Raw genomic sequence first — 24,802 nt, 5'->3', positions numbered from 1 at the left:
TCTTCCCACTCCCTATGCAACTGATTGCATAGGGAGGTTTACGCTTGATGTGCAAAGCGCCGACAGCTGCGGGCGTCCCACTCGTGGCAGACACGAAGGAGCAGGTCACATGACGGAACCGGGTTCCAAGCCGCTCGCGGGCCGGACAATGATCATGTCCGGCGGCAGCCGTGGCATCGGGCTGGAGATCGCCAAGCGGGCCGCGGCCGACGGCGCGAACATCACCCTGATCGCCAAGACCGACCAACCGCACCCAAAGCTTCCCGGCACCATCCATAGCGCCGCCGCTGAACTGGCGGCGGCGGGCGGTCAGGTGCTGCCGTTCGTCGGCGACGTCCGCATCGACGAGTCGGTGGCCGAGGCCGTGCGCCAGACGGTCGAGCGGTTCGGCGGCATCGACATCGTGGTGAACAACGCCTCCGCGATCGATCTGTCCCCCACCGACGCGCTTCCGATGAAGAAGTACGACCTCATGCAGGACATCAACTGCCGAGGCAGCTTCTTACTGTCGAAGCTGAGCATCCCGCACCTGCGCGAATCGGCGAAGGCATGGCGCAACCCGCACATCCTCACCCTCTCCCCGCCGCTGAACCTGGACCCGAAGTGGGCGGGCATGGCGCTGGGCTACACCATCGCCAAGTACGGGATGTCGCTGACCACGCTCGGCCTGGCCGAGGAGCTGAAGAGCGACGGCATCGGCGTCAACTCGCTGTGGCCGCGCACCACCATCGCGACGGCCGCGGTCAAGAACCTGCTCGGCGGCGAGGAAATGGTATCCACCTCGCGCACCCCCGACATCTACGCCGACGCCGCCTACCTGGTGCTCACCTCGCCAGGCAAGGAGACCAGCGGCAACTTCTTCATCGACGACGAAGTCCTCGCCGCCCACGGCATCACCGACCTGGACAAATACCGCGTCACCCCCGGCACCGGCGAACTCACCACCGACCTCTTCTTGCCCGCCTCTCCACGTATTTAGGGTATTCAGGCCGTGCTGGTCAAGGCGCCCCTAGAGCAGCGTTCAGGTCTTGCGTCAGGTGCCTGACCAGTGCGAGTACCCGGCGACTTACCCATGTACTCACCCACCTCTCCGCGTTTCTTGCCGGGCGTGCGGCTACCAGCAGCACAGCGGGTACCAATTCCCAACACAACAACTGATCTCGCACATACATGGGTAACTCGCCGGGTACGCCCAAAAACACGAGCGGCACCCAACGCAAGACCTGAACGCAAATCCCACACCACCCGACTAGTACGGCCTAAAGACCCGGAGAGGCGGGGGAGCCGTACAAGCGCTCCCAGTTGGCGCGGCTGGTCAATTCCGGCACTGCGGCGCGGTATTGCGCCTGCACGGTGGGCAGTTCGCGGCGCAGGCGGCGCAGCACGCGCAGGGTGCGGCGCAGCAGCTGACGGGCGCGGGCCTTGTCACGCCTGCGCACCCGCACCCCGGACTGCGAGGCATCGGTGACCACGACGTGGTCGAACAGCGAGACATGCCACCAGTAGGCGTCTTCCCTGGTGACGCCGACGACGCCGGGCTGGGTCCGGCCGAACCACTGGTTCAGTGCACGCTTGATCAGCACCAGCGTCACGCGGCTTGGTTCGCCACCTGCACGGCGCAATTGGATGTCGGCTGAGCGCACCGGAGGCGTCGCGGCCGGGTGCTTGACCGTCTCGCCGTACTCACCCCGGCTGGTGCGGGCGGCCGCCAGCGCGCCGACACCGCCGTCGCGCAACACCTCCGGCCCACGCAGGAAGTCCTCGATGCCCTGCAGCGTGGTGTGCACCAGGCCGTATTGCATGGCGACCAGATGTTCGGCCAGCTCACGGAACAGCTTGCGGCTGATCGTCTTCGCGTCCAGATCCGCATGCAGCGAACCGACGATCAACGAGTTGCGCGTGCTGAAGTAGCGCGCCCAGTCGTCGTAGTCCTTCCAATAGAAGTCCGCGTGCCACACCGCGGCATTGGGCAGCGTGACGGTGACGAAACCGTTCTCTCGCGCACGGATGCCGTATTCCACGTCGTCCCACTGGAAGAAGATCGGGACCGGAAGACCGATCTTCGCGACCACCTCGGCCGGGATGAGGCAGGTCCACCAGGCGTTGTAGCCCGCGTCTACGCGGCGCTCCTGGTTCTTCTTCAGCATGCTGGTGTTGCGCAGCGCCTTCGGCACCTTCTGTCCGTGCCGCAGCCGGTGCAGGTGCACTTCCTCGGCGCCGACGTTGAGGTAGTCGGGGTTGAGCAGAAACAACATCTGCGCGCCGACCAGGGTCGGCTCCACCGTCATGTTGGCGAAGGCGTTGAGCCGCAGAACTGTTTCCGGCTCGCAGAGAATGTCATCGTCCATCAGGATGACGTCGGCGTGCTCGTTGGCCGCGGACACCTCGTACAGACCACGGGTGAAGCCGCCCGCGCCACCGAGATTCGGCTGACGGATGTAGCGCAGCTTGTCGCCGAAGACCGGTGCGACCTCCTGGTAGCGCGGCCGGTTCTCGACCAGATCGGTGCCCTGGTCGACGACGTACACCGCGTCGATGGCCGCGAGCACGGTCGGGTCGGAGGCGAGCGCGGCGACGGTCTCGGCGCAGTCCTCGGCGCGGTTGAAGGTGCAAATGGCGATCGCGACCGGCCGCACGCGCTCCGGCGCCACCGTGCTCCAGGTCAGCTCGGCGATGCCGAGTTCGCCACCGACGGCGTCGAACTCCAGCCACAGCGCACCGCCGTCGACGTACTGATCGAGCGGTGCGGTCAGCGTGAGCGTGCCGCCGTCGTTCACCTGCGCGGTGTCGATGATCCTGCGATGCCCCGCGATGTCGGAGGCGACCACCCGCACCGTGGCCTTCTTCGCGACGTCGAGCACCATGGTGGCCCGCACCTCGGTGACCGTGGTCCAGCGCTGCCAGTAACTGGCGGCGAACCGGCCGAAGTAGGTATTGGTGTGCGCGGTCGCGCCCTTGTCCAGTCTCAGCGTCTGGCGTTCCCGATGCGCGCCACCCTTGACGACGGCGTAGAGCTCGTCGCTCACCTTGGCCGACGGACCGGTGAAGATGCCGCGCTGCAGCACCAGCAGATCCGGTGCCCGATGGTCGGCGCGCAGCGAAGCAGGCGCGTCAACGGCCGTCGAGCGATCGTTTGTTTCGGTAACGGCTTGGGTAGCCGACTGATCCATGAAATCCTCGAAATTCTCATTGTGCCGGACGGGACAGATACGCCCCTGGATTGCCGTTCACGGCGGGGGTGAGGATATCAACCGGCCCGGTAACGTGCCTGCTTCGGAACCGGGTGGCCGTATCGCCACACCATTGCTAGTCGTTCGCCGGGGCGTTGACCGCGACGCTGTCGTCAGCCCTGCCCGACCCTGTGAAGACGAATGTGTCGTAAGCCCAGTAGCGGAACACAACTGCCATGATCTGCCCGATCAGCGTGCCGGATATATTGTCCGACAGCGGGCTCGACAAGTCGAGTACGTAGCGGGAGAAGCCGAGACAACCGAGTTGCAGAGCGATCGCGACGACGTTGAACACCGCGTATAAAAGGTACTCGCGCCCGGGATTATCGGTTTGCTTGTGTGCGAAGGTCCACCACTTGTTGCCGAAGTAGGTGCCCACCGTGGCCACCACGATCGCGATGATCTTCGCGGGCAGCGGATAGTGATGAAGGATGCCCTCGCCACCCCAGAACACCAAGAGGTTGTAGGTGCCCGCGTCGACGAGGAACCCGATCGCGCCGACCACCAGGAAGGCCCCGCCCTGCCGCAGCGCGGTGAGCACCTTCCGGAGGATCGACCCCGGCTCCTGCGGCACGGACTCGCCTGCGGGCGCGGTGGACTCACTGGTTGGCACGGCCCGACGCTACCGCAGGCCACGGCGAACGGGCGTCGAGTGAGAATTCGTCGGTCGGCACGGTGAGGTCGGCCACGCGTTCTCTGTGAGTTCCCTGTACCCTCCCGGTGTTCCCGAATTCACCACCGATCGCGAGGATTGACCCGGGTGGACTCCACCGAGCTTCGTATTGCCGCCGTGGTTCCCTGCCACAACGAAGAGGCTTCGGTCGCCAAGGTCGTCGCCGACCTGCAGGCCGCCGTGCCGGGAATCAGCGTCTACGTCTACGACAATCTGAGCACGGACGAGACCGCCGAGCGGGCCCGTGCGGCCGGGGCGATCGTTCGGCACGAGCACACCAAGGGCAAGGGCAATGTAGTGCGCCGCGCCTTCGCCGATATCGAAGCCGACATCTATTTGATGATCGACGGCGACGACACCTACGAGGCGTCCGCCGCGCCGCTGATGATCAAGACACTGCTCGACGGCCCCTACGACCACGTGCTCGGCGTGCGCAGGCAGAACGAGGGCGCCACGGCCTACCGTGCGGGCCACGAGACCGGTAACAAGGTGCTCAACGGCGTGGTCGGCAAGGTGTTCGGCGAGAACGTCGAAGACATGCTGTCCGGCTTCCGGGTGTTCTCTCGCCGGTTCGTGAAGAGCTTCCCCGCGGTCTCCCGCGAGTTCGAGATCGAGACCGAGCTCACCGTGCACTCGCTGCACCTTCGGGTGCCGCGGACGGCGGTGCCGGTCGGCTTCCGCGACCGTCCGGCGGGCAGCGCGAGCAAGTTACGCACGTACCACGACGGATTCAAGATCCTCGCGTTGATCATCGGGCTGGCCAGGCACGAGCGGCCGGTCGCGTTCTACGGCCTGTTCGGCACGCTGAGCTGGCTGGTCTCGATCGTCCTCACCATTCCGATCGTCGTCGAGTTCTACAACACCCACGAGGTACCGCGCTTCCCCACGCTGTTCCTCGGCTTCACCCTGCTGCTGCTCGGCAGTCTGGCGTGGACCGCGGGCCTGATCCTGGACGGCATCCGCCGCTCACGGCATGAGACCGCCCGTCTGACCTACTTGCGGTACGCGGCGGTGAGCGCGGACGACGCACCCGCCGACGACAACGGCGGTGACGCCCGTGACGGTGGAGCCGGGCGTTGACGACATCGGCGGATCGGACCGCGGCACAGCCCCCGGACACCGCACCGCTCCCCACGGTGGACACCGCACCGCTGCCCGCCGCTGACATTGCTGCCGCTGACCAGCCCGCGAGGGGCGCTCTCATAGGCTTCGCGCGCCGGATCGGAACACGCCTCGGCGCGGCGACGGTCGCATTCACCGTGCTCGTCGCGATCTTCGGCACGCTGTTCAGCGTCCTCACCCCGTCGTTCTGGGGTCATGACGAGATCACCCAGTTCGGCCGCGCCTACCAGGTCGCGCACGGCGGGTTCGGCCCACAGCGGATTCACGACGACCGCGGTATCTCCTACGGCGGCGACGTCCCATCCAGCATCAGCAAGCTGATGGGCTACGCGATGAAGGACTACACGACCAACCCGGACGAGCCCGACCCGATGGTGGCGAATTCCGGCGGCTACGAACAGCTGGAGAGCGCCCCGGTCTCGGACGCCACCGAACCGGTCTGGTTCACCAACACCGCCGCATACTCCCCGGTCCCCTACGTGCCTGCCGCGATCGGCATCCGGCTCGCCGAGCTGTTCGGGCTCGACGTAGGCGGCCTCGTCGTACTCACTCGGCTCGCCGGGCTGGCGGCCTATCTCGCGGTGGTCGGCTTCGGCCTGTTCGCGCTGCGTGCGCACCGGGTGCAATGGCTCGCGTTCACCGTCGCAGTGCTGCCGATCGCAGTGTTCCAGGCGGGTACGGTCACCGCCGACACCATGACCAACGCGCTGGCCATCCTGGTTTCCGCGCTACTGGTGAAGTCCCTGTTCCTCGGCGAGAGGCTCGGCCGAGTGGAGATCGGCGCGCTGCTGACGGCGACGATCCTGCTTCCGGTGAGCAAGCCTACCTACGTGCTGCTCGCGCTGCTCGTCGTCGTGGTGCCCGCCGACCGGTTCGGGTTCACGGGCTGGCGACGCGGTATCCCGTTGGCCTTCGCCGCGGCGGGCGCGCTCGCCTTCGCGGTGTGGATGAAGATCGCGGCGCCGACCGGCGACGGCATGGGGCTGATGCGTCCGCAGCACCAGTGGCACTCGGTTCGTCCCGCCGACCAGCTGAGCGGTATCCTCCGCCACCCACTGGATTTCGTCCATGTGTTCGGCGAGAGCATCGCGCTGCGCGACGAGCGCTGGTTCAGCCAGTTCTTCGGCGAGCTCGGCTTCGCCTACGTGGATGTTCCGGCCGTGGCGATGCTGGCCTGCCTGCTCGCGTTCGCGGTGAGCGTCGGCGTCGCCGACCGGATGAACGCCGCCACTTTCCGGCGCACCGTGATCGTGGCGCTCACCATCGCGGCGAGCGTGGCGATGATCTACGTGACGCTCTACATGTCGTTCACGCCGGTTGGCTACTACATCATCGACGGCGTGCAGGGCCGCTACTTCGTGCCGCTGGCGATCGTCGGGCTCGCGGTGCTGCTGCGGTGGATGCCTTTGCGGCTCACCGATATCGCCGGGAAAACGCCGACCGTAGGCCCGGCCGTCACCGTGATCGCGGCGTCGACCGTGGCGCTGATCGCGGCCGCGGCGAAGTACTACACCGTCGTCTGGGGCTGACCCGCAACGGAATCCGAGCGTGCCGCCGCGACGTGGTCGAGTCGGTCCGATGCCGCGCTGATCGCCCCGGCGCTTTAGGTAGACGCGCTCGGCCTCCCGCAGGGGCCACCGATCGGCGCGGCGCGTTATCACGACGTCGATGACCGTCTTCCGCATGCGGTGATGGATCCGGCGCCACCGGTGACGAGCGATCACATGCGCACGACTCGACGGGGCGATGTCACGCCGACGACGAACTCGGACGGCGATGCCGAAGGCGCAGACCGGAGTCATATTGTGATCTAAGTCACATCGCAATGGAAACTCGCCGTGTGGCTTGGTGCGGAAAACCTGGTCGGCGTAGATCTTTCGCAACTCTCACAGGGTCACAAGAATCAACGGAGAACAAGTTTAAAAACGGTCACGATCTGGTCACTAAGCGTTAGCTGGTCTAGATTTTGCTCGTCTGATCCCCTCCGAACGCTTCACATCGAGGTTCCAAACAAATGCTGATGAGGAAATTCGCCGCGACGTCGGCACTGCTGATCGCCGCCCTAGGCGTCACCGCAGGCACCGTGAACGCTGCGCCGGCTGCCGAGGCCGACAACCGCGCGGTGAACTTCACCGCGCAGAACACCGACACCCAGTCCATCATCAAGACCGATGCCGGTTCCATGGTCGTCGAGGACGGTGTCTTCAAAGTCAAGGCCGCCAACGGCGACACGCTCACCGGCGTGCCGCTGACCTTCCGTGTGGACGACTTCGAGTTCCCGATCAATGCCGAGATCGCGGACCGCACCGCCACCCTGACCCCACAGCTCGACACGGCGCACGCAACCTACAAGCCGGTCGCCCTCCCCTTCGAGGACAAGGCGCCGTGGAAGACCGAATACGACCGTGAGCAGGCCGCCTGGAACCGGATGAGGGACACCATCTCGACCGGAGCCACGATCGCCACCCTGGTCGGCGGCCTCGGCGGCGGGGCCGTCGGCTGCGTGCTCGGTGGGATCGCCGGTGCGACCGTCGCCGCGGCGACCATCGTCGGCCTGTTCGGCGCGTTCGTCCCGGCCGCCGTCATCGGCTGCCTCGGCGGCATCCTCGCGGTCGGCGCCCTCGGCACCCTCGCCGGTCAGCTGCTGGTCACCGCCCCGGTCGCGATCGGTGCTGCGATCCAGTACTTCACGACGATCAACCAGCCGTTCGCCCCTGCGAAGTAAAGCCCACAACCGAACTCGCACAACACAACAGATACGAGTCGTGAAGCTCCGCCCGCGCAGTGCACGGGCGGAGTTCCATTTCTGCCCGTGCGCCGAGAGGGCGCCACGGCCTATCGCACCGGCCGACGGAATTCGAGCGCGGCGTCGCGGTCGGCTCGGTTCAGTCCGGTGCCGCGTCGATCGTCTGCTCGCCCGCCGCTAGATAGGCGCGCTCAGTGCCCGCCTTGTCCGGGCGCCACCAAAATTCGTTGTCCCGGTACCACCGGATGGTCGCGGCCAACCCGGCGCGGAAGTCTCCATATCGCGGCTCCCAGCCGAGCTCGGTGCGCAGCAGTGACGCGTCGATCGCGTAGCGCTGGTCGTGGCCGGGCCGGTCGGTGACGTGATCGAAATCGTCCGGATCGCGGCCGAACGCTTCCAGGATCATCCGCACCACGGACTTGTTGTCGAGCTCGCCGTCCGCGCCGATCAGGTAGGTCTGCCCGATCCGGCCGCGCTGCAGGACGGCCCACACGGCGTGGTTGTGGTCGTCGACGTGGATCCAGTCGCGCACCTGGTGCCCCGCGCCGTAGAGCCGCGGCCGGACCCCGTCGATCAGGTTGGTGATCTGGCGCGGGATGAACTTCTCCACGTGCTGGTAGGGCCCATAGTTGTTACTGCAGTTGGAGATGGTGGCGCGCACGCCGAACGACCTGGTCCACGCGCGAACCAGCAGATCGCTGGCGGCCTTGGTGGCCGAGTAGGGGCTCGACGGGTTGTACGGGGTGGCCTCGGTGAACGACGGGGCGTCCTGCGCCAAGTCGCCGTACACCTCGTCGGTGGACACATGGTGGTAGCGCACGTCGTGGCGGCGCACGGCCTGCAGCAGCGAATACGTGCCGACGATGTTGGTCTGCAGGAACGGCCACGGCTCGGCCAGGGAGTTGTCGTTGTGGGATTCGGCGGCGAAATGGACCACCGCGTCCACGCCGCTGACCAGTTCGTCGACCAGGTCGAGGTCGGCGATGTCGCCGTGCACGAAATCGATGCGGTCGGCCACCGGGTCCAGGGAGACGCGGTTCCCGGCATAGGTCAACGCGTCGAGGACGGTGACGGTCGTGTCGGGATGGTCGGACACGGTCTGGTGGACGAAGTTCGCGCCGATGAACCCGGCGCCGCCGGTGACGAGCAATCGCACCCACACGACTCTACGTGGGGACCGGCCGCGGTGACGACGGACTCGGAAGCCGGTGCCGCCAAGTAGCCGACCAGAGTCACACCCAGTGACCTTCGTCACATGATCTTTCCAAAGAGAAGAACGCCCAGTTTGGTTAGTGGTAGAAGACCCCGGTCAGCACCTTCATTTCCAAAACCCCACCAAGTCATCGGTCTCGATGGTGAACAAAATTTGAATAAATAGTCACAACCGGTTCACCACTCGTTAGCTGGTCTAGATTTTGCTGGTCCAGTCCCCTCCGAACGCTTCACATCGAGGTTCCAAACAAATGCTGATGAGGAAATTCGCCGCGACGTCGGCACTGCTGATCGCCGCCCTAGGCGTCACCGCAGGCACCGTGAACGCTGCGCCGGCTGCCGAGGCCGACAACCGCGCGGTGAACTTCACCGCGCAGAACACCGACACCCAGTCCATCATCAAGACCGATGCCGGTTCCATGGTCGTCGAGGACGGTGTCTTCAAAGTCAAGGCCGCCAACGGCGACACGCTCACCGGCGTGCCGCTGACCTTCCGTGTGGACGACTTCGAGTTCCCGATCAATGCCGAGATCGCGGACCGCACCGCCACCCTGACCCCACAGCTCGACACGGCGCACGCAACCTACAAGCCGGTCGCCCTCCCCTTCGAGGACAAGGCGCCGTGGAAGACCGAATACGACCGTGAGCAGGCCGCCTTCAACCGCATGAAGGACACCATCGGCACCGGCGCCACCATCGCCACCCTGGTCGGCGGCCTCGGCGGCGGGGCCGTCGGCTGCGTGCTCGGTGGGATCGCCGGTGCGACCGTCGCCGCGGCGACCATCGTCGGCCTGTTCGGCGCGTTCGTCCCGGCCGCCGTCATCGGCTGCCTCGGCGGCATCCTCGCGGTCGGCGCCCTCGGCACCCTCGCCGGTCAGCTGCTGGTCACCGCCCCGGTCGCGATCGGTGCTGCGATCCAGTACTTCACGACGATCAACCAGCCGTTCGCCCCTGCGAAGTAAAGCCCAACCGAACTCACACAACTGAGAACAAATCGGGAAACCCTGTCCGCGCAACAGCGTGGACAGGGTTTTCCGCAGGTCCGTACCCTGATCGTCGAGTGAACAGTTGCTCTATCGCACAGGGCCACACAGTTATTGCTTCGTGATACGCCCCGTCCGCATAGCTACCTGCCGAATCGAGGACCGAATATTTCGGTTCGGAAATTCGTCAGGCGGGCTGATTACCGCGATCGGAGTGACCGGAGCGATCCCGCCACCGACCCCGTCCACACAGACGCGAGCCCCGTCCCGGCCGCTGCGGGGCGGGGCTCGCCTGGACAGGCGGGACGGTTCACGCCGTCCGCGCCTGCTGGCCCTCCGCTATGCGGGCGCGCACGAACCGCGACACCCGCGCCAATGCCGCCCTGCTCTCCGGCAGGTTCGGCGCGATGCTCATGAAGGCGTGCACCTGGCCACGCCACAGCTCCAGCGCATTCGGCACGCCCGCCGCGGTGAGCCGCTGCGCCATCAGCTCGCAATCGAACCGCAGTATCTCGTCCTCGGCGGCCACCAACAACACTGGCGGAAGCATGGACAACCCCGCGTTCACCGGTGACAGTTGCGGATCGAGCATGCCGTCGACCTCGGCTCCGATGCGCACCACCGCCTCCAACGCCGACAGCGGGATATACGGATCGCGCGTGACGTTCATGTAGTCCCGCTTCGCTGCGTAGTCCAAGTCGAGCAGGGGGCTCAGTCCGACCAGCCCGGCCGGTGCGGACAGGCCTGACTCGAGCGCGCGCAGCGCGGTCGCGAAGGCCAGGTATCCGCCCGCCGAGTCGCCCGCGAAGACGATCCGCGCCGGGTCCGCGCCGTGGCGCAGCAGCCAGCGGTACGCGGTCATGCAGTCCCGGATCGACTGGGTGATACGTCGGCCCGGCAGTTGGCGGTACTCGACGTTGACCACCGGAAGCCCCGTGCGACGGGCCAGGCTCGCCGCGACCGGGCGGTGGCTGCGCGTGCTGCAGATCGCGAAGCCTCCGCCGTGCATATAGAGCACCGCGCCGTGCCGCAGCGCACGCGAAGCCCCGGCGGGACGAATAATCTCCAGGTGGAAACCGTTGAGCGATACCTGCTCCCGGTCGATGCCACGCGGCCGGGGACGCAGCCCCGCCAGCCCGTGCACCGCTGCGGCGCCGATCGGAATGGTCGCCCTGGTGACCGGAACCGTCCGCAGCACCGGTCGCACCACACCCATGAAGGTCGCCAGCAGCAGGCGGGATTGCGCGCTCGGCCCCTCCGGGTTCACCACAATGCCGGGTTCACCGACTTCGGTCGCTGACATCGCGCACCTACCTAACAACTGGCGCGCCGAGTCACGACCGGACCGGGGTACAGGCGAGCTGTCGGCGCTGACATCTCACACAGTGTCGTTCGACAACACCACGCAGAACGTGATCTACGCAACAGAATCGCCCGATCGGTACCGAAGCTAGACTCCCCGTAATCGAATCGAGCGCTTCTCGGAACCTCGCCGAATCCCGGCGTGCCGAGACTGGCAGACTCCAGGGCATGCGCGGAATCATTTTGGCGGGCGGCACCGGCTCCCGGCTGCACCCGATCACGCGCGGGGTGAGCAAGCAGCTGGTCCCGGTCTACGACAAACCCATGGTCTACTACCCCCTCTCCACGCTGATGCTCGCGGGGATCAGAGACATCCTGGTGATCACCACTCCGGAGGACGCCGACGCGTTCGCACGGCTGCTCGGCGACGGCGCCCAGTTCGGCCTTTCCCTCGACTACGTGGTCCAGCCGGAGCCGGACGGCCTGGCCAGGGCCTTCGTCCTCGGTGCCGACCACATCGGCACCGACTGCGCCGCACTCGTGCTCGGCGACAACATCTTTCACGGTCCAGGCCTCGGCACCAGCCTCAGCCGCTTCCACAGGGTCGACGGCGGCGCGGTGTTCGCCTACTGGGTGTCGGACCCGACGGCCTACGGCGTCGTGGAATTCACCGAAGGCCGCGCGGTCTCCATCGAGGAGAAACCGAAGGCGCCGCGCTCCAACTACGCCATCCCCGGGCTGTATTTCTACGACAACGACGTCGTGGAGATCGCCCGCTCGCTGCGTCCTTCGACGCGCGGCGAATACGAGATCACCGACATCAATCGCGCCTACCTTGAACAAGATCGGCTGCAGGTGGACGTGCTCGCCCGCGGCACCGCCTGGCTGGACACCGGCACCTTCGACTCGCTGCTGGACGCGGCCAACTACGTGCGCACCATCGAGGAGCGGCAGGGCCTGAAGATCGGTGTGCCAGAGGAGGTGGCCTGGCGAATGGGCTTCATCGACGACGAACAGCTGCGGACGCTCGCCGAACCGCTTGTCCGGTCGGGCTACGGCACCTACCTGCTCGACCTGCTCGAACGCGGACGGGACTGGTGAACATGGAGTTCCAGGAGCTCGCGGTGCCCGGCGCGTGGGTGATCACCCCACGCCAGCTCGGTGACGATCGCGGCATGTTCCTCGAGGGCTTCAAGGCCTCGGAGTTCGAGAAGGCGACCGGGCGGTCGTTCGACCTGAAGCAGGTCAACTGCTCGGTGTCCGCGGCAGGTGTGCTGCGCGGCATCCACTACACCGAAGACCCGCCGGGTCAGGCGAAGTACGTGACCTGTGTGCGGGGCGCGTTCCTCGACGTAGTGGTCGATCTGCGCCGCGGTTCACCGACCTACGGTCGCTGGGACAGTGTGCTGCTCGATGACGTCGATCGGCGCTCGGTGTTCCTGTCCGAGGGGCTCGGGCACGCGATCCTCTCCTTGGAGGACGGGTCGACAGTCACCTACCTTTGCTCGCTCGAGTACCAGCCCGAGTTCGACCGCGACATAGACGCCTTCGACGCCACGCTCGGCATCGAATGGCCGGAGGCGGGTCGCGACGGTAACAGACTCACCTTCATCCGATCCGCCAAAGACACCGCCGCCCCGCCATTTTCCTGAAACGCCGAGCCGCCATCACCCCGATCGGGGTGATGGCGCTCGCTAGCGGCCGGGTCAGCCGACGAGTTGCAACTCCTGCTCCCGTTCTTCGACCGCCCGCTGCTGCCTGCGGTACTTCGGCACGAAGGCCAGCAGAGCGACGAGGGCGCCGACCAGGGAGACACCAGCGGCGAACTCCAAACCAGGTCGGTAGGTGTCGAGCATCCCGGTCGCCGAGATGTCCGCGTGCGCGCCGGAGGAGATGATCGCTGTGGTGACGGCGAGCACGATGGCCGCACCGACCTGCATGGAGGTCTGCAGTACACCCGCAGCGAGGCCCTGCTCATCGTCATCGATGCCGTTGGTGGCCTGGATGTTGATGGCGGGGAAGCCGACCCAGCCGATGCCGATGAGCAGCACCGCGGGCAGCAGCATCGTCAGGTAGGACGGCGCGGTGTCCAGCCGCAGGAACATCAGGTAGCCGACGGCCATGACGACCATGGTGACCGCGATGATCGGCCCGGTGCCGAACCGGTCGACCAGCTTGTCGGAGAAGAACGCCGACAGCACGACCAGCAGACCGACCGGTAGCAGCGCCATCGCCAGCTTCAGCGGCGACCAGCCGAGGGCGTCCTGCAGGTATAGCGTCACGATGAACTGCCAGCTGAAGTAGGAGCCCGCCACCGCGATAATCGCGAGGCTCGCCCGCACCAGCGAGGACTTGCGCAGGATACCGAGACGCACCAGCGGGTAGCGCACGCGCTTCTCCACCGCGACGAACCCACCGAACAGGGCCGCGACCGCGACGAACGAGCCGATGGTGCGTGCCGAGGCCCAGCCCGCGTCCGGCGCGGCGACCACGGTGTAGACCAGCAACAGCATGGCCGCGGTGGACAGCAGCGCACCGACGAGGTCGTGTCCGCCGTCCTCGGCGGGCTTGTCCTTCGGCACCAGCACGTAGGCAGCGGCCAGGGCGGCCAGGGCGATCGGCACCGGAAGCAGGAACGTCCAGCGCCAGCCGACACCCGTCATCAGACCGCCGAACAGCAGCCCCGAGGAGTAACCGCCCGCGCCGAACACGGTGTAGATGGACAGCGCCTTGTTCCTGGCCGGTCCCTCCGCGAAGTTGGTGGTGATGATGGACAGGCCGGTCGGCGCGGTGAACGCGGCGGCGAGGCCCTTGACGAAACGGGTGAGGATCAGCAGCGGGCCGGAGCTCACCAGGCCGCCTGCCAGCGAGGCGACCGCGAAGACCGCGAGCGCGATGAGAAAGACCTTGCGGCGACCGAGCAGGTCGGCGGTGCGTCCGCCGAGCAACAGCAGGCCGCCATATCCGAGAATGTAGCCGCTGACCAGCCACTGCAGAGTAGAGGTCGACAGATCGAGTTCCGCGCCGATGGACGGCAGCGCGACACCGATCATCGACACGTCGAGACCATCGAGGAACAGCACGATGCACAGCGTGATCAGCATGCCCCAAAGCCGGGTTGACCATCTGGTCGGATCGGTCGCCTTGGCGGCCGAGAGCGTTGCTGGTGAAGTCATGCGGGGTACATTACATGCGCATGCATTAAATGCCAATACATCTAATGCGGTTGCATGCATGCGGTGTGACCACTAAGATGAGGGCATGTCGAAGCCGTCGACCATGGACACAGCCCGGCGCACCGTCGCGCCGACCGGGCTGGTTGGGGAGTGGCGCGAGCTGCTCGACCGGCACGCGGCGGTGAGTTGCGCACTCGAGAAAGCGCTACAGGGTCAGCATCGGATCGGGCTCAGCGAGTTCGAGACGCTGGACCGGCTGATCGACGCGAACTGCGGCAAATACCGCATGAGCGACCTGGCCGATGACATCTACCTGAGTCAGAGCGCGCTGTCGCGGGCCGTAGCCCGGCTCGAGCGCGACGGCCTGGTGCAGCGCACCATGTGCGCCGAAGACCGCCGCGCCGTGTTCGTCTGCCTCACCGAGAAGGGCCGCGAGATCTACAAACAGGCCCTGCCGACCCACCGTGCCGTACTGAACGACACCTGGGAATTGCCGGGCCCGCCGAGGTGCTGACGCGTGCCGCGAGCACCTTGATGACCGTCCCGTCCTACCGGCCGGAGGGCAGTGCGGGGTAGGCGCTTCCGCGCCGCTTGGCTTCCCCAACTGAGTTGCGGCGGCAGGACTTCCGATCGGCTCCACGTCCTTGCGCCCGAATAGCACTGTTTCACAGCAAAACTGACGCCGGTCACTGTCGCCGTCGCCGTCGCCGTCAGGAGCGGTTGTTCGAGCGCCACAATCCTTCCGCGCAGCGCGGTTTCGCACGCTACCTGCGCGGGCCGCGCCCGCGGAAGCGCCAGAACTGCACCGCCCGAACGTCTTCGGAAAGCTGATTGACCGGCTCGGCCACGTCGGACAGCGCCTGGAACAGATCGTCGGCCAGTTCGCTGATGTGTTCCACCCTGGTCGCGAGGCGGGAGGCGTTGACAAGGAACTCGAGCATCAGGCGCACGGCCGCGGCGATGGTCAGGCCGAGCGGAACCGCGATCACCGCGGCGAGCATGCCGAGCACCGCGGACACCCGCCACATCGCGACGGTCACCGCGATCGGCACAGCGAAGGCGAACACCAGCCCGAGGATGTATGCCAGCGGAAGCAGCGTGCGGGTGGCCGGGCGGTGGAACTGAACATCGAGCAGAGCGCGAGCCGCGGCCACGCCCCACAGCCGGAAGGCGCGCAGGCTCCGGAACGGCTCGGCGGTCTCCTCCTCGTCGACATCGCCGCGGGGGATCCGCTCGGCCGCCGACTCTTTCCATGCGACCCAACGCGATTCGGCGGCGTACTCCTCCGCGTCCGGCAATGCACTTCCCGCGGGCGCGCCGGTTTCGTCGGATTCATCGCTCATGGCTGTGCCTCGCCTGCGCGGCTCCGTCGCTGCGCTCAGCTGTGCTCATCGTTCGCTCGCTGCGCTCACTCATGCCGAAATCCTCCCCGTTCGCGCCGGCGCGATCCAGCCGGAAACGCGCGCGAACAGGACGTTGTCGCTCCCGCAACAGGAGTCACACCATCCACAGCACTCTCGCAGCATCGGCACAGCGAGCGATCAGGTCGGAGGCCGAAAGTAGCGGCGTGGCAACAACTGCGAGCCACCTCGGGACACCTGGCAGTACGCGGTCGACCACGCTCAGAAATGAGACGTAGGCGACACTCGGGAAATTGTTTCGACGATCGCGTAACGCTCCTGGCGTCCCCCGCCGATACGACCCATGAATGCAGGACCTAGATCTACTGGGGAATGGAGAAGACAGTGCGCACCACGTTTCCGACTTCCGTCTCGGCGGCCGACATGACCGCCGCAGCGCAGGACTACACCCAGCGCGGATGGACGGTCGCCGAAACGGCTAACGGTCTCAGCCTGATCACGGATGAAGACTTGTCCGCCATCGAGGTCACCGGCGAGCTGGCCGCCGAGGTCCGCCGCTTCCTGCGCGCGAACGACCTGTCCGGCCCGGTGATCGAGATCCCCGGCGCGGAGCGCCGCGAGATCCACCTGGTCACCGGTGTCCGCAAGGCCGCACTGGCGTTCGCGGCGCTGCGCGATGCCGGCGCCACCGTTTACACCGACGGCGCAGGCATCGCCCTGCCACCCACCCAGCTCTCGGCCGGTTCGGCCTGCTGGGGTGTCGCGCCCGCTGAGGCACGCTGGGTGCCGCCGGTCGTCGCGATCAGCGCCGCGGTACGCGCCGCGACCGCGACGCACCACACGAAGCTGTCCATCGCCTGCTGAAACAGCGCGTCCCTGATCGAACTCGCCTGCTGAGTACCGGTCCGGCCGCATCTCGGACCCAGCCGGACGTTGTCCGCCATCAGCCGCGCCAAGCCGAGCGAAGGTGCGGCAGCCACCTGATCGGCCTGGTAACGACCGGTATCCGCGCCGACGCTCCGGACCCCGCCTCCGAAGCGCTCGTCGGGTACCGGTCGTTCGGCGTTGTCGATGTTGGTCGTTCTCTTTTCAGTTCCACCTCGAGGGCCCAAGATGAGGTATGCCCCCGATCACAGAATCGCGCACTCTGCTGCGGACCTGCCCACTCTGTGAGGCGGTCTGCGGACTCGAACTCACCCTGGACGCCGACGACCACGTGACCTCGGTCCGCGGCGATCGACAGGATCCCTTCAGCAAGGGCTTCCTCTGCCCCAAGGGGGCCAGCTTCGGCCACCTCGACGAGGACCCGGATCGGGTGACCGAACCGCTGATCCGCGACCGCGCGACCGGCACTTGGCGCACCGCGTCCTGGGCCGAGGCCTTCGATGTCATCGCCGAGCGGTTCCCCGCGATCGTGGCCGAGCACGGAAATCAATCCGCCGGGGTGTATTTGGGCAACCCGAACGCGCACACCGTGGCGGGTGCCCTGTACGTGCCGATTCTGCTGCGCGCGCTGGGCAGCAGAAACATCTACTCGGCCAGCACCGCAGACCAGATGCCCAAGCAGGTGTCCAGCGGGCTGATGTTCGGCGATCCGCTGACCGTTCCGGTGCCCGACCTGGACCGCACCGACTACCTGCTGATGCTCGGGGCGAACCCGCTGGAATCCAACGGTTCGCTGTGCACCGCACCAGACTTTCCCGGCAGGCTGAAGGCGCTGCGGCGCAGGGGCGGCCGCTTCGTCGTGGTGGATCCCCGGGTGACCCGAACCGCGAAGCTCGCCGACGAGCACCTGTTCGTCCGTCCTGGCAGCGATGCGTACCTGTTGTTCGGCATCGTGCACACATTGTTCGCGGAGAATCTGACCGACGTCCGGGTCGAGGTCACCGGACTGGACGAACTGCGCACAGCCGCGGCCGCATTCGATCCGGACACGGTGGCGACCCGCACCGGTGTGCCCGCGCGGACGATCGCCCGGCTCGCCCGCGAGCTCGCGGCCGCGCCGACCGCGGCGGTCTACGCCCGAATCGGCACCTGCACAGCCGAATTCGGCACGATCACACAGTGGCTCGTCGACGCGATCAACACGCTGACCGGGAATCTCGACTCCCCCGGCGGTGCCATGTTCGCCAACGCCGCGTCGGGCGGCATCGTGCGCACCAGGCCGTTCCGCACCGGACGCTGGACCAGCCGGGTCCGCGAGCTGCCCGAGGCCATGGGCGAGCTGCCGGTGGCGACGCTGGCCGACGAGATCACCACCCCCGGCGCGGGACAGATCCGCGCGCTGGTGACAGTGGCCGGGAACCCGGTGCTCTCGGCGCCGAGCGGCGCGCGGCTGGACGCCGCGTTCGCCCAGCTAGACTTCATGGTCAGCGTGGACCGGTACCTGAACGAAACCACCAGGCACGCCGACGTGATCCTGCCGCCGCCGCGCCCGACCCAGTCGGCGCACTACGACTTCGCGCTGCTGCAATTCGCCGTCCGCAACTACGCCCGCTATTCGCGCCCGCTGGTGCCGCTGGGCGACCGGCCGTCGGAGCCCGCGGTCCTCGCCCGCCTCGCCGCGGCGCTGACCGGCAGGCCGCACGACGGCTCCGACGGAGCCGACCCGCTCACCGCCGCGGACGAACTCGTCATCGCGGGCACCATGCACAAGGCCGGGCTCACTGACCGGCGCGCCGAGCTGACCGGCGAGAACAGTACCGAACAGCGCATCGATTTGATGCTGCGCCTCGGGCCGTACGGCGAGTGGAACGGTGGCACGCTCAATCTCCGAGTGCTGCTGGACAATCCGCACGGCATCGACCTCGGCCCGTTGCAACCGCGCCTGCCCGGCGTACTGCGCACGGAAACGAAGCGGGTGGACCTGGCGCCGCGGCCGCTACTCGCTGATGTCGCGCGGATGCGGGTGCGGCTCGCCGACGCGGCGCCGGATATCGTCCTGATCGGACGGCGCCAACTGCGGTCCAACAACAGCTGGATGCACAACATCGCGCCGCTGGTGAGCGGTTCCAATCGCTGCACATTGCACATCAACCCAGCCGATGTGGCGCGACTCGGGCTCGGCGATCATGCGGTGGTGAAATCCGCCGCGGGGACGCTGACGGTTCCGTTGGAGCCCACCGAGGCGATCATGCCCGGGGTGGTGAGCCTGCCGCACGGCTGGGGCCACACCGACAGCGCGCAAACGGTCGCCCGCGCGCATGCCGGGGTCAACGCCAACGTGCTCACCGACGACTCCGTGGTCGACGTACCTTCCGGCAATGCCGTATTCAACGGAGTACCGGTCACCCTGATCCCGGGCTGAGCCACCACTCCGCGCCGCCCTTGCAGCGATGGCCAGTCTCGGCAACATTGCGGAGAACCCACACGGAGGCATCCCACTCAACCGACTGCAACCACAAAACCCCAGCTCAACGCACTATCAACCCCGTCTAGTGCGAGTCTTACGAGCACGTTCGCGGCCCGGCTCGCGTCCGAGCGATCGAAGCGCATGCGACGCAGTCGCCAGTCTCGATCGCTCGGACGCGAGCCAAGAGGGGGCCGCGAACACGCCGCGCCGCAGGCGCGGCAATTAGATACGGAAGATCACCAGACGCTGGACGACGAAGTTGATCACGGTCGCCGTGCCCTGTGCGATGACGAATGCCAGCGGTTGCCGCCACCACACCTCGTCGAGCGAGTGGTACAGCACCGCGTTGATGCCGACCTGCACCGCGAAGGTGAGCGCGTAGAGCGCGATCACAGCGAGAAAGCGGATCCGGCTGGGTGGCGCCTGGAAGGTCCACCGGCGGTTGATCAGGTAGGCGGTGGTGGTGCCCGCGACGAAGCTGATCGACTTCGCGACGCTGACCGGAAGTCCGACCAGGTTGAGCAGCAGACTGTAGAGCCCGTAGTCGACGACGGCCGACAACCCGCCGGTGACGGTGAACCGGACGACCTGCGTCTTCAGGTCGACATCGGTGCTGTGTCCGATTCGGCGCTCACGGGGCCCTGCGTGGTTACGCCGGCTGCCTCCTTCGGACCCGTCGTTCGCGCCGCCGGACTCGTCGACGAGCGGAAGTTCGGCCGGAAGCGGCAGGTGGGGTTCGGCTTGCACGCCGACGAGCGTAGCGCCGACCGGGGCGGACATGTGGATCCGGTTCTAAACCGACGGGTACGTCACCACCGTGGGTTCGACGACGACGACCGGATGTGCCGTCATACCTGTAGCCTCTATGCCGATGTCCACGAAAGCTCCGACCGCCACCACGACAACCGGGAACGACAACGGCGCCGACGTCACAAACGACGGCACCGCCGCGGGGAACGCGTTCGCGCTTCCGACGCGCACCCGCACGTTGACCGGGTGGGGTCGCACCGCACCGACCTCGTCCGAAGTTCTCTCGACCAGCGATCCCGAATTGATCGCCAAGGCTGTGGCCATGGTCGCCGAGGACAATGACAGCAAGCCCGCCCACCTGCGCCGCGGCGTGATCGCGCGCGGCCTCGGCCGCTCCTATGGTGACCACGCGCAGAACGCGGGCGGCCTAGTGGTTGACATGACCGCGCTGAACAACATCCATCGGATCGACCGTGACACACGGATCGTGGACGTGGATGGCGGCGTCAGCCTCGACCAGCTCATGAAGGCAGCGCTACCGTTCGGGCTGTGGGTGCCCGTGCTACCCGGTACGCGCCAGGTGACCATCGGCGGCGCCATCGCCTCCGATATCCACGGCAAGAACCACCACAGCGAGGGCAGCTTCGGCAACCATGTGCGCTCGATCGATCTGCTCACCGCTGACGGGCAGGTGCAGCACATCACGCCGAAGCGCAACGCCAAGCTGTTCTGGGCGACCGTCGGCGGCAACGGGCTCACCGGGATCATCCTGCGCGCGACCATCGAGATGGTGCCGACCGAAACCGCCTACTTCCGCAACGACGGCGTGAAGACCACGACCCTCGACGAGACGATCGCCGCGCACAGCGACGGCAGCGAGGCGAACTACACGTACTCGAGTGCGTGGTTCGACGTGATCAGCCCGCTTCCGAAGCTGGGAAGGGCCACCATCACCCGCGGCAGGCTGGCGAAGCTCGATGAGCTGCCCAAGCGACTGCAGCGCAAGCCGCTGAAGTTCGACGCCCCGCAGCTGATGACGGTGCCGGATATCTTCCCGAACTGGACGATGAACAAGCTGACGCTCATGTCCATCGGCGAGGCGTACTACCGGATGGGCGGCGACTACACCGGCAAGGTGCAGAACCTGACGCAGTTCTACCACCCGCTGGACATGATCGCGGAGTGGAACCGCGGCTACGGCTCCAACGGCTTTCTGCAGTATCAGTTCGTGGTGCCGACCGAGGCGGTCGAGGAGTTCAAGCGGATCATCGTGGACATCCAGGCGTCCGGGCACTACTCGGCGCTGAATGTGTTCAAGCTTTTCGGTCCGGGTAACCAAGCTCCGCTGAGCTTCCCGATGCCGGGCTGGAACATTTGCGTCGACTTCCCGATCAAGCCGGGCTTGAACGAACTGGTCGGCGAGCTGGACCGGCGGGTGCTCGAGTTCGGTGGGCGGCTGTACACCGCGAAGGACTCGCGAACCACGGCGGAGACGTTCCACCGGATGTACCCGCGGATCGACGAGTGGATCAAGGTCCGTCGCAGTGTCGATCCCACAGGCGTTTTCATGTCCGATATGGCGAGAAGGCTGGAGCTGCAGTGATCAATGCCGTTGGTAACCCGCAGTCGATTCTGCTGCTGGGTGGCACCTCGGAGATCGGCTTGGCAATCTGCGCGGAGTACCTGAAGAAGGGGCCCGCGCGCATCATCCTCGCAGCACTGCCGGGTGATCCGCTGCGCGAGGAAGCCGTTTCCCAGATGAAGGCAGCGGGCGCGAGTCAGGTCGAGGTCATCGATTTCGACGCGCTCGACACCGAGACTCACCCGAAGGTCATCGAGGCGGCCTGGGACGCCGGTGACGTGGACGTCGCCATCGTCGCGTTCGCCATCGACGGCGATCCGGAGGAACTGTGGCAGAACCAGCGCAAAGCTGTGCTGGTCGCCGAAATCAACTACACCGCAGCGGTTTCCGTCGGCGTGCTGGTCGGCGAGAAGATGAAGGCGCAGGGCTTCGGGCGGATCATCGCCATGTCCTCTGTCGCTGGCGAGCGGGTACGGCGCTCGAACTTCGTCTACGGGTCGACCAAGGCCGGCCTGGACGGTTTCTACCTCGGACTCGGCGAGGCGCTGCGCTCACACGGACCGCGTGTGCTGGTGGTCCGGCCCGGCATGGTGCGTACCAAGTTCTCGGCGCACGTCAAAGAGGCTCCACTCACCGTCGACAAGGAAGACATCGCGGTACTCGCGGTCTCGGCCTCGCAGAAGGGCAAGGATCTGGTCTGGGCACCCGGGCCCTTCCGCTACGTGATGATGATCCTGCGGCACATCCCGCGCACGATCTTCCGCAGGCTTCCCCTCTGATCGATCGGTCTCGGACCCAGTGCCCGCGTGATCCTCGATCGCGCGGGCACCTATCGTCGTTCGTCCCGTCTGACGGAGTCGACCGTTGCGCGAATCTCAGCGATTCTCTCGCCGAGACTCTTCCTGCTTCATCGACCACCGCCGACTCCGAAAGGAGTTTGAGGTCTTACATGGCCTCCACGAGGCGTTTATCCTCGCCAGGGAACTTCCCGGCGAGTATTGCGATCCGAGCATAGCCAGGATCGCTGATCAACACCGAGAAACGGCATATCAGTTTCCAACCCCAGTGAATCCGGAGGCGCCGTGCGAGTAATCGAGTGCGACGAGCGCGGAGCGGTACGTTGAGCACGGTCACCGCGACGGGCGCGGCGCCGCCGCACCCCGGCAATCCGGCCCCGGCGCCAGGGCGGACGGCGCTGCTGGTGCGGCAGATCGCCGCCGGTCTCGGGGAGGCCGTGCTCGCGGCGATTGTGGCCGCCGTGGTGGCCGCCGTCGGGCTCGTCGCGTTTTCCATGGTGCAGTGGCCCGCCTTCAACTCCTCGAACGTGACGCGGGCGCTCACCACGGTCGGGCAGGTCGTCGCGGCCGCGATGCTGGCCGCGGCGATCGTGCTGCTGCGGCTGCGCAAGTGGCCATGGATCGCGAAACTGCTGTCCTGGGTGGGGGTTTCGACGTTCGTCACGGTCACCCTCGGCATGCCGCTCGCCGCGACCAAGCTGTATCTGTTCGGCGTGTCGGTGGACCAGGAGTTTCGCACCGAGTTCCTCACCCGGCTCACCGACTCCGCCGCGCTGCGCGACATGACCTATGCGGATCTGCCGCCGTATTACCCGTCGGGCTGGTTCTGGATCGGCGGGCGCATGGCGAACCTGCTCGGGATGGACGGCTGGGAGGTGTTCAAGCCGTATGCGATCGGCTTCCTCGCGGTGGCCGCGGTCGTCGCACTCGTGCTGTGGTCCAAGCTGATTCGCGCGGACTGGGCGGTCGGCGTCGCCGCGGCGGTCACGGCGGTCACGGTGGCCTACGCCGCCCCGGAGGCCTACAGCGCCGTCATCGTGATCCTGCTCCCGCCCGCACTGGTCCTGGCCTGGGGCGCGCTGCACCGGCCGCTGGAGAACGTCGGGGCCCGCGCGGCAGCGTCGGACGGCGATCCGGCGGCGCGGGTGAGCGGCACCGCCGATGGCTGGGGCGCGGTCATCGGCACCGGCCTTTTCCTCGGTCTGGCGGCCACGTTCTACACCCTCTACTTCGGTGTCGCCGCGTTCGCGATCGGGCTGATGGGGCTGGTGGCGGCCGCCTTCGCGGTGCGCGAGCGGCACGCGGCCGATCATCCGAAGCGCAATCGCGACGGCGCGGGCACCAAGGGCTCGACGTGGCGCGCCGCAGTGCCGCCGCTGGTGCGGCTGGTGCTGATCGGACTGGTCGCCGGGCTGGTCGCGTTGATCGTATGGACGCCGTACCTGCTGAAGGCGCTGCGCGGCGCGACCGCCAGCTCCGGCACCGCGCTGCACTACCTGCCCGAGTCCGGTTCGGAACTTCCGCTGCCGATGTTCGAGTTCTCCCTGCTCGGCGCGCTGTGCCTGGTCGGCACCGTGTGGCTGGTACTGCGTGCCGCCTCGTCGCGGCGGGCACAGGCGCTGGCGATCGGTGTGCTGGCGATCTACCTCTGGACGCTGCTGTCCATGGTGGCGACCGCGGCGGGCACCACGCTGCTGTCGTTCCGGCTGGAGCCGATTCTGCTCGTGCTGCTGGCGGCGGCGGGCGCGTTCGGGTTCGTGGAGGGCGCGCGGGCGATCTATCAGGCGTTGAACGAACCAGGCCGGTTCCGCCTCACGGTGGTGGTCGTCGCCACGGTCGGCGCGCTGGCGTTCACTCAGAACATTCCGCACATCCTCACGGCGGAGATCACCACCGCATACACCGACACCGACGGCGACGGGAAGCGCGCCGACCAACGCGCGGCATCGGCGGTGTCGTTCTATCGCGAGGTGGACGCGGCGCTGACGGCACAGACCGGGCGTCCGCGCTCGGACACGGTGGTGCTCACCGCCGACACCAGTTTCCTCTCCTTCTATCCCTACTTCGGCTTCCAAGCGCTCACCTCGCACTACGCCAACCCGCTCGCGGACTTCGCGGGCCGGGCGGCGACCATCGAGAGCTGGAGCAAGCTGAAAACACCGGACGCGCTGCTGGACGCACTGGCGGCGAGCCAGTGGCGTGCGCCGGACGCGTTCCTGTTCCGGTCCACCGGCGACACCTACACGCTGCGATTGGCCAAGGATGTGTACCCGAACGACCCGAACGTGGCGCGCTACACGGTGAGCTTCCCGAAGAAGCTGTTCGCCGATACACGTTTCACCACCACCGATATCGGCCCGTTCACGCTCGTCACCGTTCACCGGTAAGCGTTTCGGGCACCCCTGCGACACGAGGAGGTCGGATTCCGGAGGCAGTGGACGACGTCTCCGGTTGTCAGCCCACGCACGGCGTGGTCGGATACGTTGGGCGGCTGATCCAGCGCTATAGAGGAGCGA

20 protein-coding genes are annotated in these 24,802 nt (G+C 66.9%); 13 read left to right on the top strand and 7 right to left on the bottom strand.

Annotated features, from left to right (window positions below; genetic code table 11):
* Nucleotides 1-109: 109 nt before the first annotated feature.
* Complete coding sequence (locus OHB12_RS25865) at nt 110-979, top strand: SDR family oxidoreductase (protein WP_327111509.1); 870 nt, start codon at nt 110-112, stop codon at nt 977-979.
* A 280-nt stretch (nt 980-1,259) separates the two neighbouring features.
* Here the strand turns inward: OHB12_RS25865 and OHB12_RS25860 are convergent, their stop codons facing one another.
* Both OHB12_RS25860 and OHB12_RS25855 read right to left on the bottom strand, forming a co-directional pair.
* Nucleotides 1,260-3,170: a glycosyltransferase gene (locus OHB12_RS25860; protein WP_327111507.1), complete on the bottom strand. Its 1,911-nt coding sequence runs from the start codon at nt 3,168-3,170 to the stop codon at nt 1,260-1,262.
* A 136-nt stretch (nt 3,171-3,306) separates the two neighbouring features.
* The gene (locus OHB12_RS25855; protein WP_327111505.1) at nt 3,307-3,843 is read right to left on the bottom strand and encodes a GtrA family protein; all 537 of its coding nucleotides are present in this window, start codon (nt 3,841-3,843) and stop codon (nt 3,307-3,309) included.
* 147 nt (nt 3,844-3,990) lie between these two features.
* On the opposite strand from OHB12_RS25855, the gene OHB12_RS25850 reads away from it, so the two are divergent.
* The 3 genes from OHB12_RS25850 to OHB12_RS25840 all read left to right on the top strand — a co-directional run bounded on the left by OHB12_RS25850 (nt 3,991) and on the right by OHB12_RS25840 (nt 7,750).
* Nucleotides 3,991-4,983 carry a glycosyltransferase gene (locus OHB12_RS25850; RefSeq protein WP_327111503.1) on the top strand — a complete coding sequence of 331 codons (993 nt, stop codon included), beginning with the start codon at nt 3,991-3,993 and terminating at the stop codon, nt 4,981-4,983.
* Complete coding sequence (locus OHB12_RS25845) at nt 4,980-6,554, top strand: DUF2142 domain-containing protein (protein ID WP_327111501.1); 1,575 nt, start codon at nt 4,980-4,982, stop codon at nt 6,552-6,554. The genes OHB12_RS25850 and OHB12_RS25845 overlap by 4 nt, the downstream gene beginning before the upstream one ends.
* A gap of 485 nt (nt 6,555-7,039) precedes the next feature.
* Nucleotides 7,040-7,750, top strand: a complete 711-nt coding sequence (locus OHB12_RS25840) for a hypothetical protein (protein ID WP_327111499.1) — start codon at nt 7,040-7,042, stop codon at nt 7,748-7,750.
* A 160-nt stretch (nt 7,751-7,910) separates the two neighbouring features.
* Here OHB12_RS25840 and rfbB read toward each other — a convergent pair whose 3' ends face one another.
* A complete protein-coding gene (gene rfbB / locus OHB12_RS25835) occupies nt 7,911-8,927 on the bottom strand; it encodes a dTDP-glucose 4,6-dehydratase (protein ID WP_327111497.1) in 1,017 nt (338 codons plus the stop codon).
* Nucleotides 8,928-9,234: 307 nt separating this feature from the next.
* Here rfbB and OHB12_RS25830 point away from each other — a divergent pair, with 307 nt between their 5' ends.
* Nucleotides 9,235-9,945 carry a hypothetical protein gene (locus OHB12_RS25830; RefSeq protein WP_327111495.1) on the top strand — a complete coding sequence of 237 codons (711 nt, stop codon included), beginning with the start codon at nt 9,235-9,237 and terminating at the stop codon, nt 9,943-9,945.
* A gap of 331 nt (nt 9,946-10,276) precedes the next feature.
* On the opposite strand, the gene OHB12_RS25825 is transcribed toward OHB12_RS25830, so the two are convergent.
* The gene (locus tag OHB12_RS25825) at nt 10,277-11,269 is read right to left on the bottom strand and encodes an alpha/beta hydrolase (RefSeq protein WP_327111493.1); all 993 of its coding nucleotides are present in this window, start codon (nt 11,267-11,269) and stop codon (nt 10,277-10,279) included.
* A 227-nt stretch (nt 11,270-11,496) separates the two neighbouring features.
* Here OHB12_RS25825 and rfbA point away from each other — a divergent pair, with 227 nt between their 5' ends.
* Together rfbA and OHB12_RS25815 are read left to right on the top strand one after the other, a co-directional pair.
* Nucleotides 11,497-12,369 (top strand): glucose-1-phosphate thymidylyltransferase RfbA, encoded by an 873-nt coding sequence (gene rfbA / locus OHB12_RS25820; RefSeq protein WP_327111491.1) that lies wholly within the window; start codon nt 11,497-11,499, stop codon nt 12,367-12,369.
* 2 nt (nt 12,370-12,371) lie between these two features.
* Nucleotides 12,372-12,920: a dTDP-4-dehydrorhamnose 3,5-epimerase family protein gene (locus OHB12_RS25815; RefSeq protein ID WP_327111489.1), complete on the top strand. Its 549-nt coding sequence runs from the start codon at nt 12,372-12,374 to the stop codon at nt 12,918-12,920.
* 54 nt (nt 12,921-12,974) lie between these two features.
* Here OHB12_RS25815 and OHB12_RS25810 read toward each other — a convergent pair whose 3' ends face one another.
* A complete protein-coding gene (locus tag OHB12_RS25810) occupies nt 12,975-14,444 on the bottom strand; it encodes an MFS transporter (protein WP_327111486.1) in 1,470 nt (489 codons plus the stop codon).
* 85 nt (nt 14,445-14,529) lie between these two features.
* On the opposite strand from OHB12_RS25810, the gene OHB12_RS25805 reads away from it, so the two are divergent.
* Nucleotides 14,530-14,958 (top strand): MarR family winged helix-turn-helix transcriptional regulator, encoded by a 429-nt coding sequence (locus OHB12_RS25805; protein WP_327111484.1) that lies wholly within the window; start codon nt 14,530-14,532, stop codon nt 14,956-14,958.
* A gap of 250 nt (nt 14,959-15,208) precedes the next feature.
* Here OHB12_RS25805 and OHB12_RS25800 read toward each other — a convergent pair whose 3' ends face one another.
* A complete protein-coding gene (locus OHB12_RS25800) occupies nt 15,209-15,787 on the bottom strand; it encodes a DUF4282 domain-containing protein (RefSeq protein WP_327111482.1) in 579 nt (192 codons plus the stop codon).
* A gap of 402 nt (nt 15,788-16,189) precedes the next feature.
* Between OHB12_RS25800 and OHB12_RS25795 the strand changes: the two genes are divergently transcribed.
* Together OHB12_RS25795 and OHB12_RS25790 are read left to right on the top strand one after the other, a co-directional pair.
* The gene (locus OHB12_RS25795; protein WP_327111480.1) at nt 16,190-16,669 is read left to right on the top strand and encodes a hypothetical protein; all 480 of its coding nucleotides are present in this window, start codon (nt 16,190-16,192) and stop codon (nt 16,667-16,669) included.
* A 256-nt stretch (nt 16,670-16,925) separates the two neighbouring features.
* Nucleotides 16,926-19,112: a molybdopterin-dependent oxidoreductase gene (locus OHB12_RS25790; RefSeq protein WP_327111478.1), complete on the top strand. Its 2,187-nt coding sequence runs from the start codon at nt 16,926-16,928 to the stop codon at nt 19,110-19,112.
* 267 nt (nt 19,113-19,379) lie between these two features.
* Here the strand turns inward: OHB12_RS25790 and OHB12_RS25785 are convergent, their stop codons facing one another.
* Nucleotides 19,380-19,937: a GtrA family protein gene (locus OHB12_RS25785; RefSeq protein WP_327111476.1), complete on the bottom strand. Its 558-nt coding sequence runs from the start codon at nt 19,935-19,937 to the stop codon at nt 19,380-19,382.
* A gap of 85 nt (nt 19,938-20,022) precedes the next feature.
* Here OHB12_RS25785 and OHB12_RS25780 point away from each other — a divergent pair, with 85 nt between their 5' ends.
* From OHB12_RS25780 to OHB12_RS25770, 3 genes are all read left to right on the top strand, one after another.
* Complete coding sequence (locus OHB12_RS25780; protein WP_327111474.1) at nt 20,023-21,510, top strand: FAD-binding oxidoreductase; 1,488 nt, start codon at nt 20,023-20,025, stop codon at nt 21,508-21,510.
* The gene (locus OHB12_RS25775) at nt 21,507-22,268 is read left to right on the top strand and encodes a decaprenylphospho-beta-D-erythro-pentofuranosid-2-ulose 2-reductase (protein ID WP_327111472.1); all 762 of its coding nucleotides are present in this window, start codon (nt 21,507-21,509) and stop codon (nt 22,266-22,268) included. Before OHB12_RS25780 ends, OHB12_RS25775 begins: the two co-directional genes overlap by 4 nt.
* Nucleotides 22,269-22,690: 422 nt before the next feature.
* A complete protein-coding gene (locus tag OHB12_RS25770; protein WP_327121459.1) occupies nt 22,691-24,673 on the top strand; it encodes a galactan 5-O-arabinofuranosyltransferase in 1,983 nt (660 codons plus the stop codon).
* Nucleotides 24,674-24,802: the final 129 nt, after the last annotated feature.

It is taken from the genome of Nocardia sp. NBC_01730 (genome assembly GCF_035920445.1).
Taxonomy (GTDB): domain Bacteria; phylum Actinomycetota; class Actinomycetes; order Mycobacteriales; family Mycobacteriaceae; genus Nocardia.
Note: the sequence above shows the minus strand (reverse complement) of the source record. Positions and strands in the feature narration are given on the sequence as shown.

Bases quoted from the DNA above. Each gene is read 5' to 3' on its own strand.
- OHB12_RS25865 (WP_327111509.1), top strand. From the start codon at position 110: ATGACGGAACCGGGTTCCAAGCCGCTCGCGGGCCGGACAATGATCATG.
- OHB12_RS25860 (WP_327111507.1), bottom strand. From the start codon at position 3,170: ATGGATCAGTCGGCTACCCAAGCCGTTACCGAAACAAACGATCGCTCG.
- OHB12_RS25840 (WP_327111499.1), top strand. From the start codon at position 7,040: ATGCTGATGAGGAAATTCGCCGCGACGTCGGCACTGCTGATCGCCGCC.
- OHB12_RS25830 (WP_327111495.1), top strand. From the start codon at position 9,235: ATGCTGATGAGGAAATTCGCCGCGACGTCGGCACTGCTGATCGCCGCC.
- OHB12_RS25825 (WP_327111493.1), bottom strand. From the start codon at position 11,269: ATGTCAGCGACCGAAGTCGGTGAACCCGGCATTGTGGTGAACCCGGAG.
- rfbA (WP_327111491.1), top strand. From the start codon at position 11,497: ATGCGCGGAATCATTTTGGCGGGCGGCACCGGCTCCCGGCTGCACCCG.
- OHB12_RS25815 (WP_327111489.1), top strand. From the start codon at position 12,372: ATGGAGTTCCAGGAGCTCGCGGTGCCCGGCGCGTGGGTGATCACCCCA.
- OHB12_RS25810 (WP_327111486.1), bottom strand. From the start codon at position 14,444: ATGACTTCACCAGCAACGCTCTCGGCCGCCAAGGCGACCGATCCGACC.
- OHB12_RS25805 (WP_327111484.1), top strand. From the start codon at position 14,530: ATGTCGAAGCCGTCGACCATGGACACAGCCCGGCGCACCGTCGCGCCG.
- OHB12_RS25800 (WP_327111482.1), bottom strand. From the start codon at position 15,787: ATGAGCGATGAATCCGACGAAACCGGCGCGCCCGCGGGAAGTGCATTG.
- OHB12_RS25790 (WP_327111478.1), top strand. From the start codon at position 16,926: ATGCCCCCGATCACAGAATCGCGCACTCTGCTGCGGACCTGCCCACTC.
- OHB12_RS25785 (WP_327111476.1), bottom strand. From the start codon at position 19,937: ATGTCCGCCCCGGTCGGCGCTACGCTCGTCGGCGTGCAAGCCGAACCC.
- OHB12_RS25780 (WP_327111474.1), top strand. From the start codon at position 20,023: ATGCCGATGTCCACGAAAGCTCCGACCGCCACCACGACAACCGGGAAC.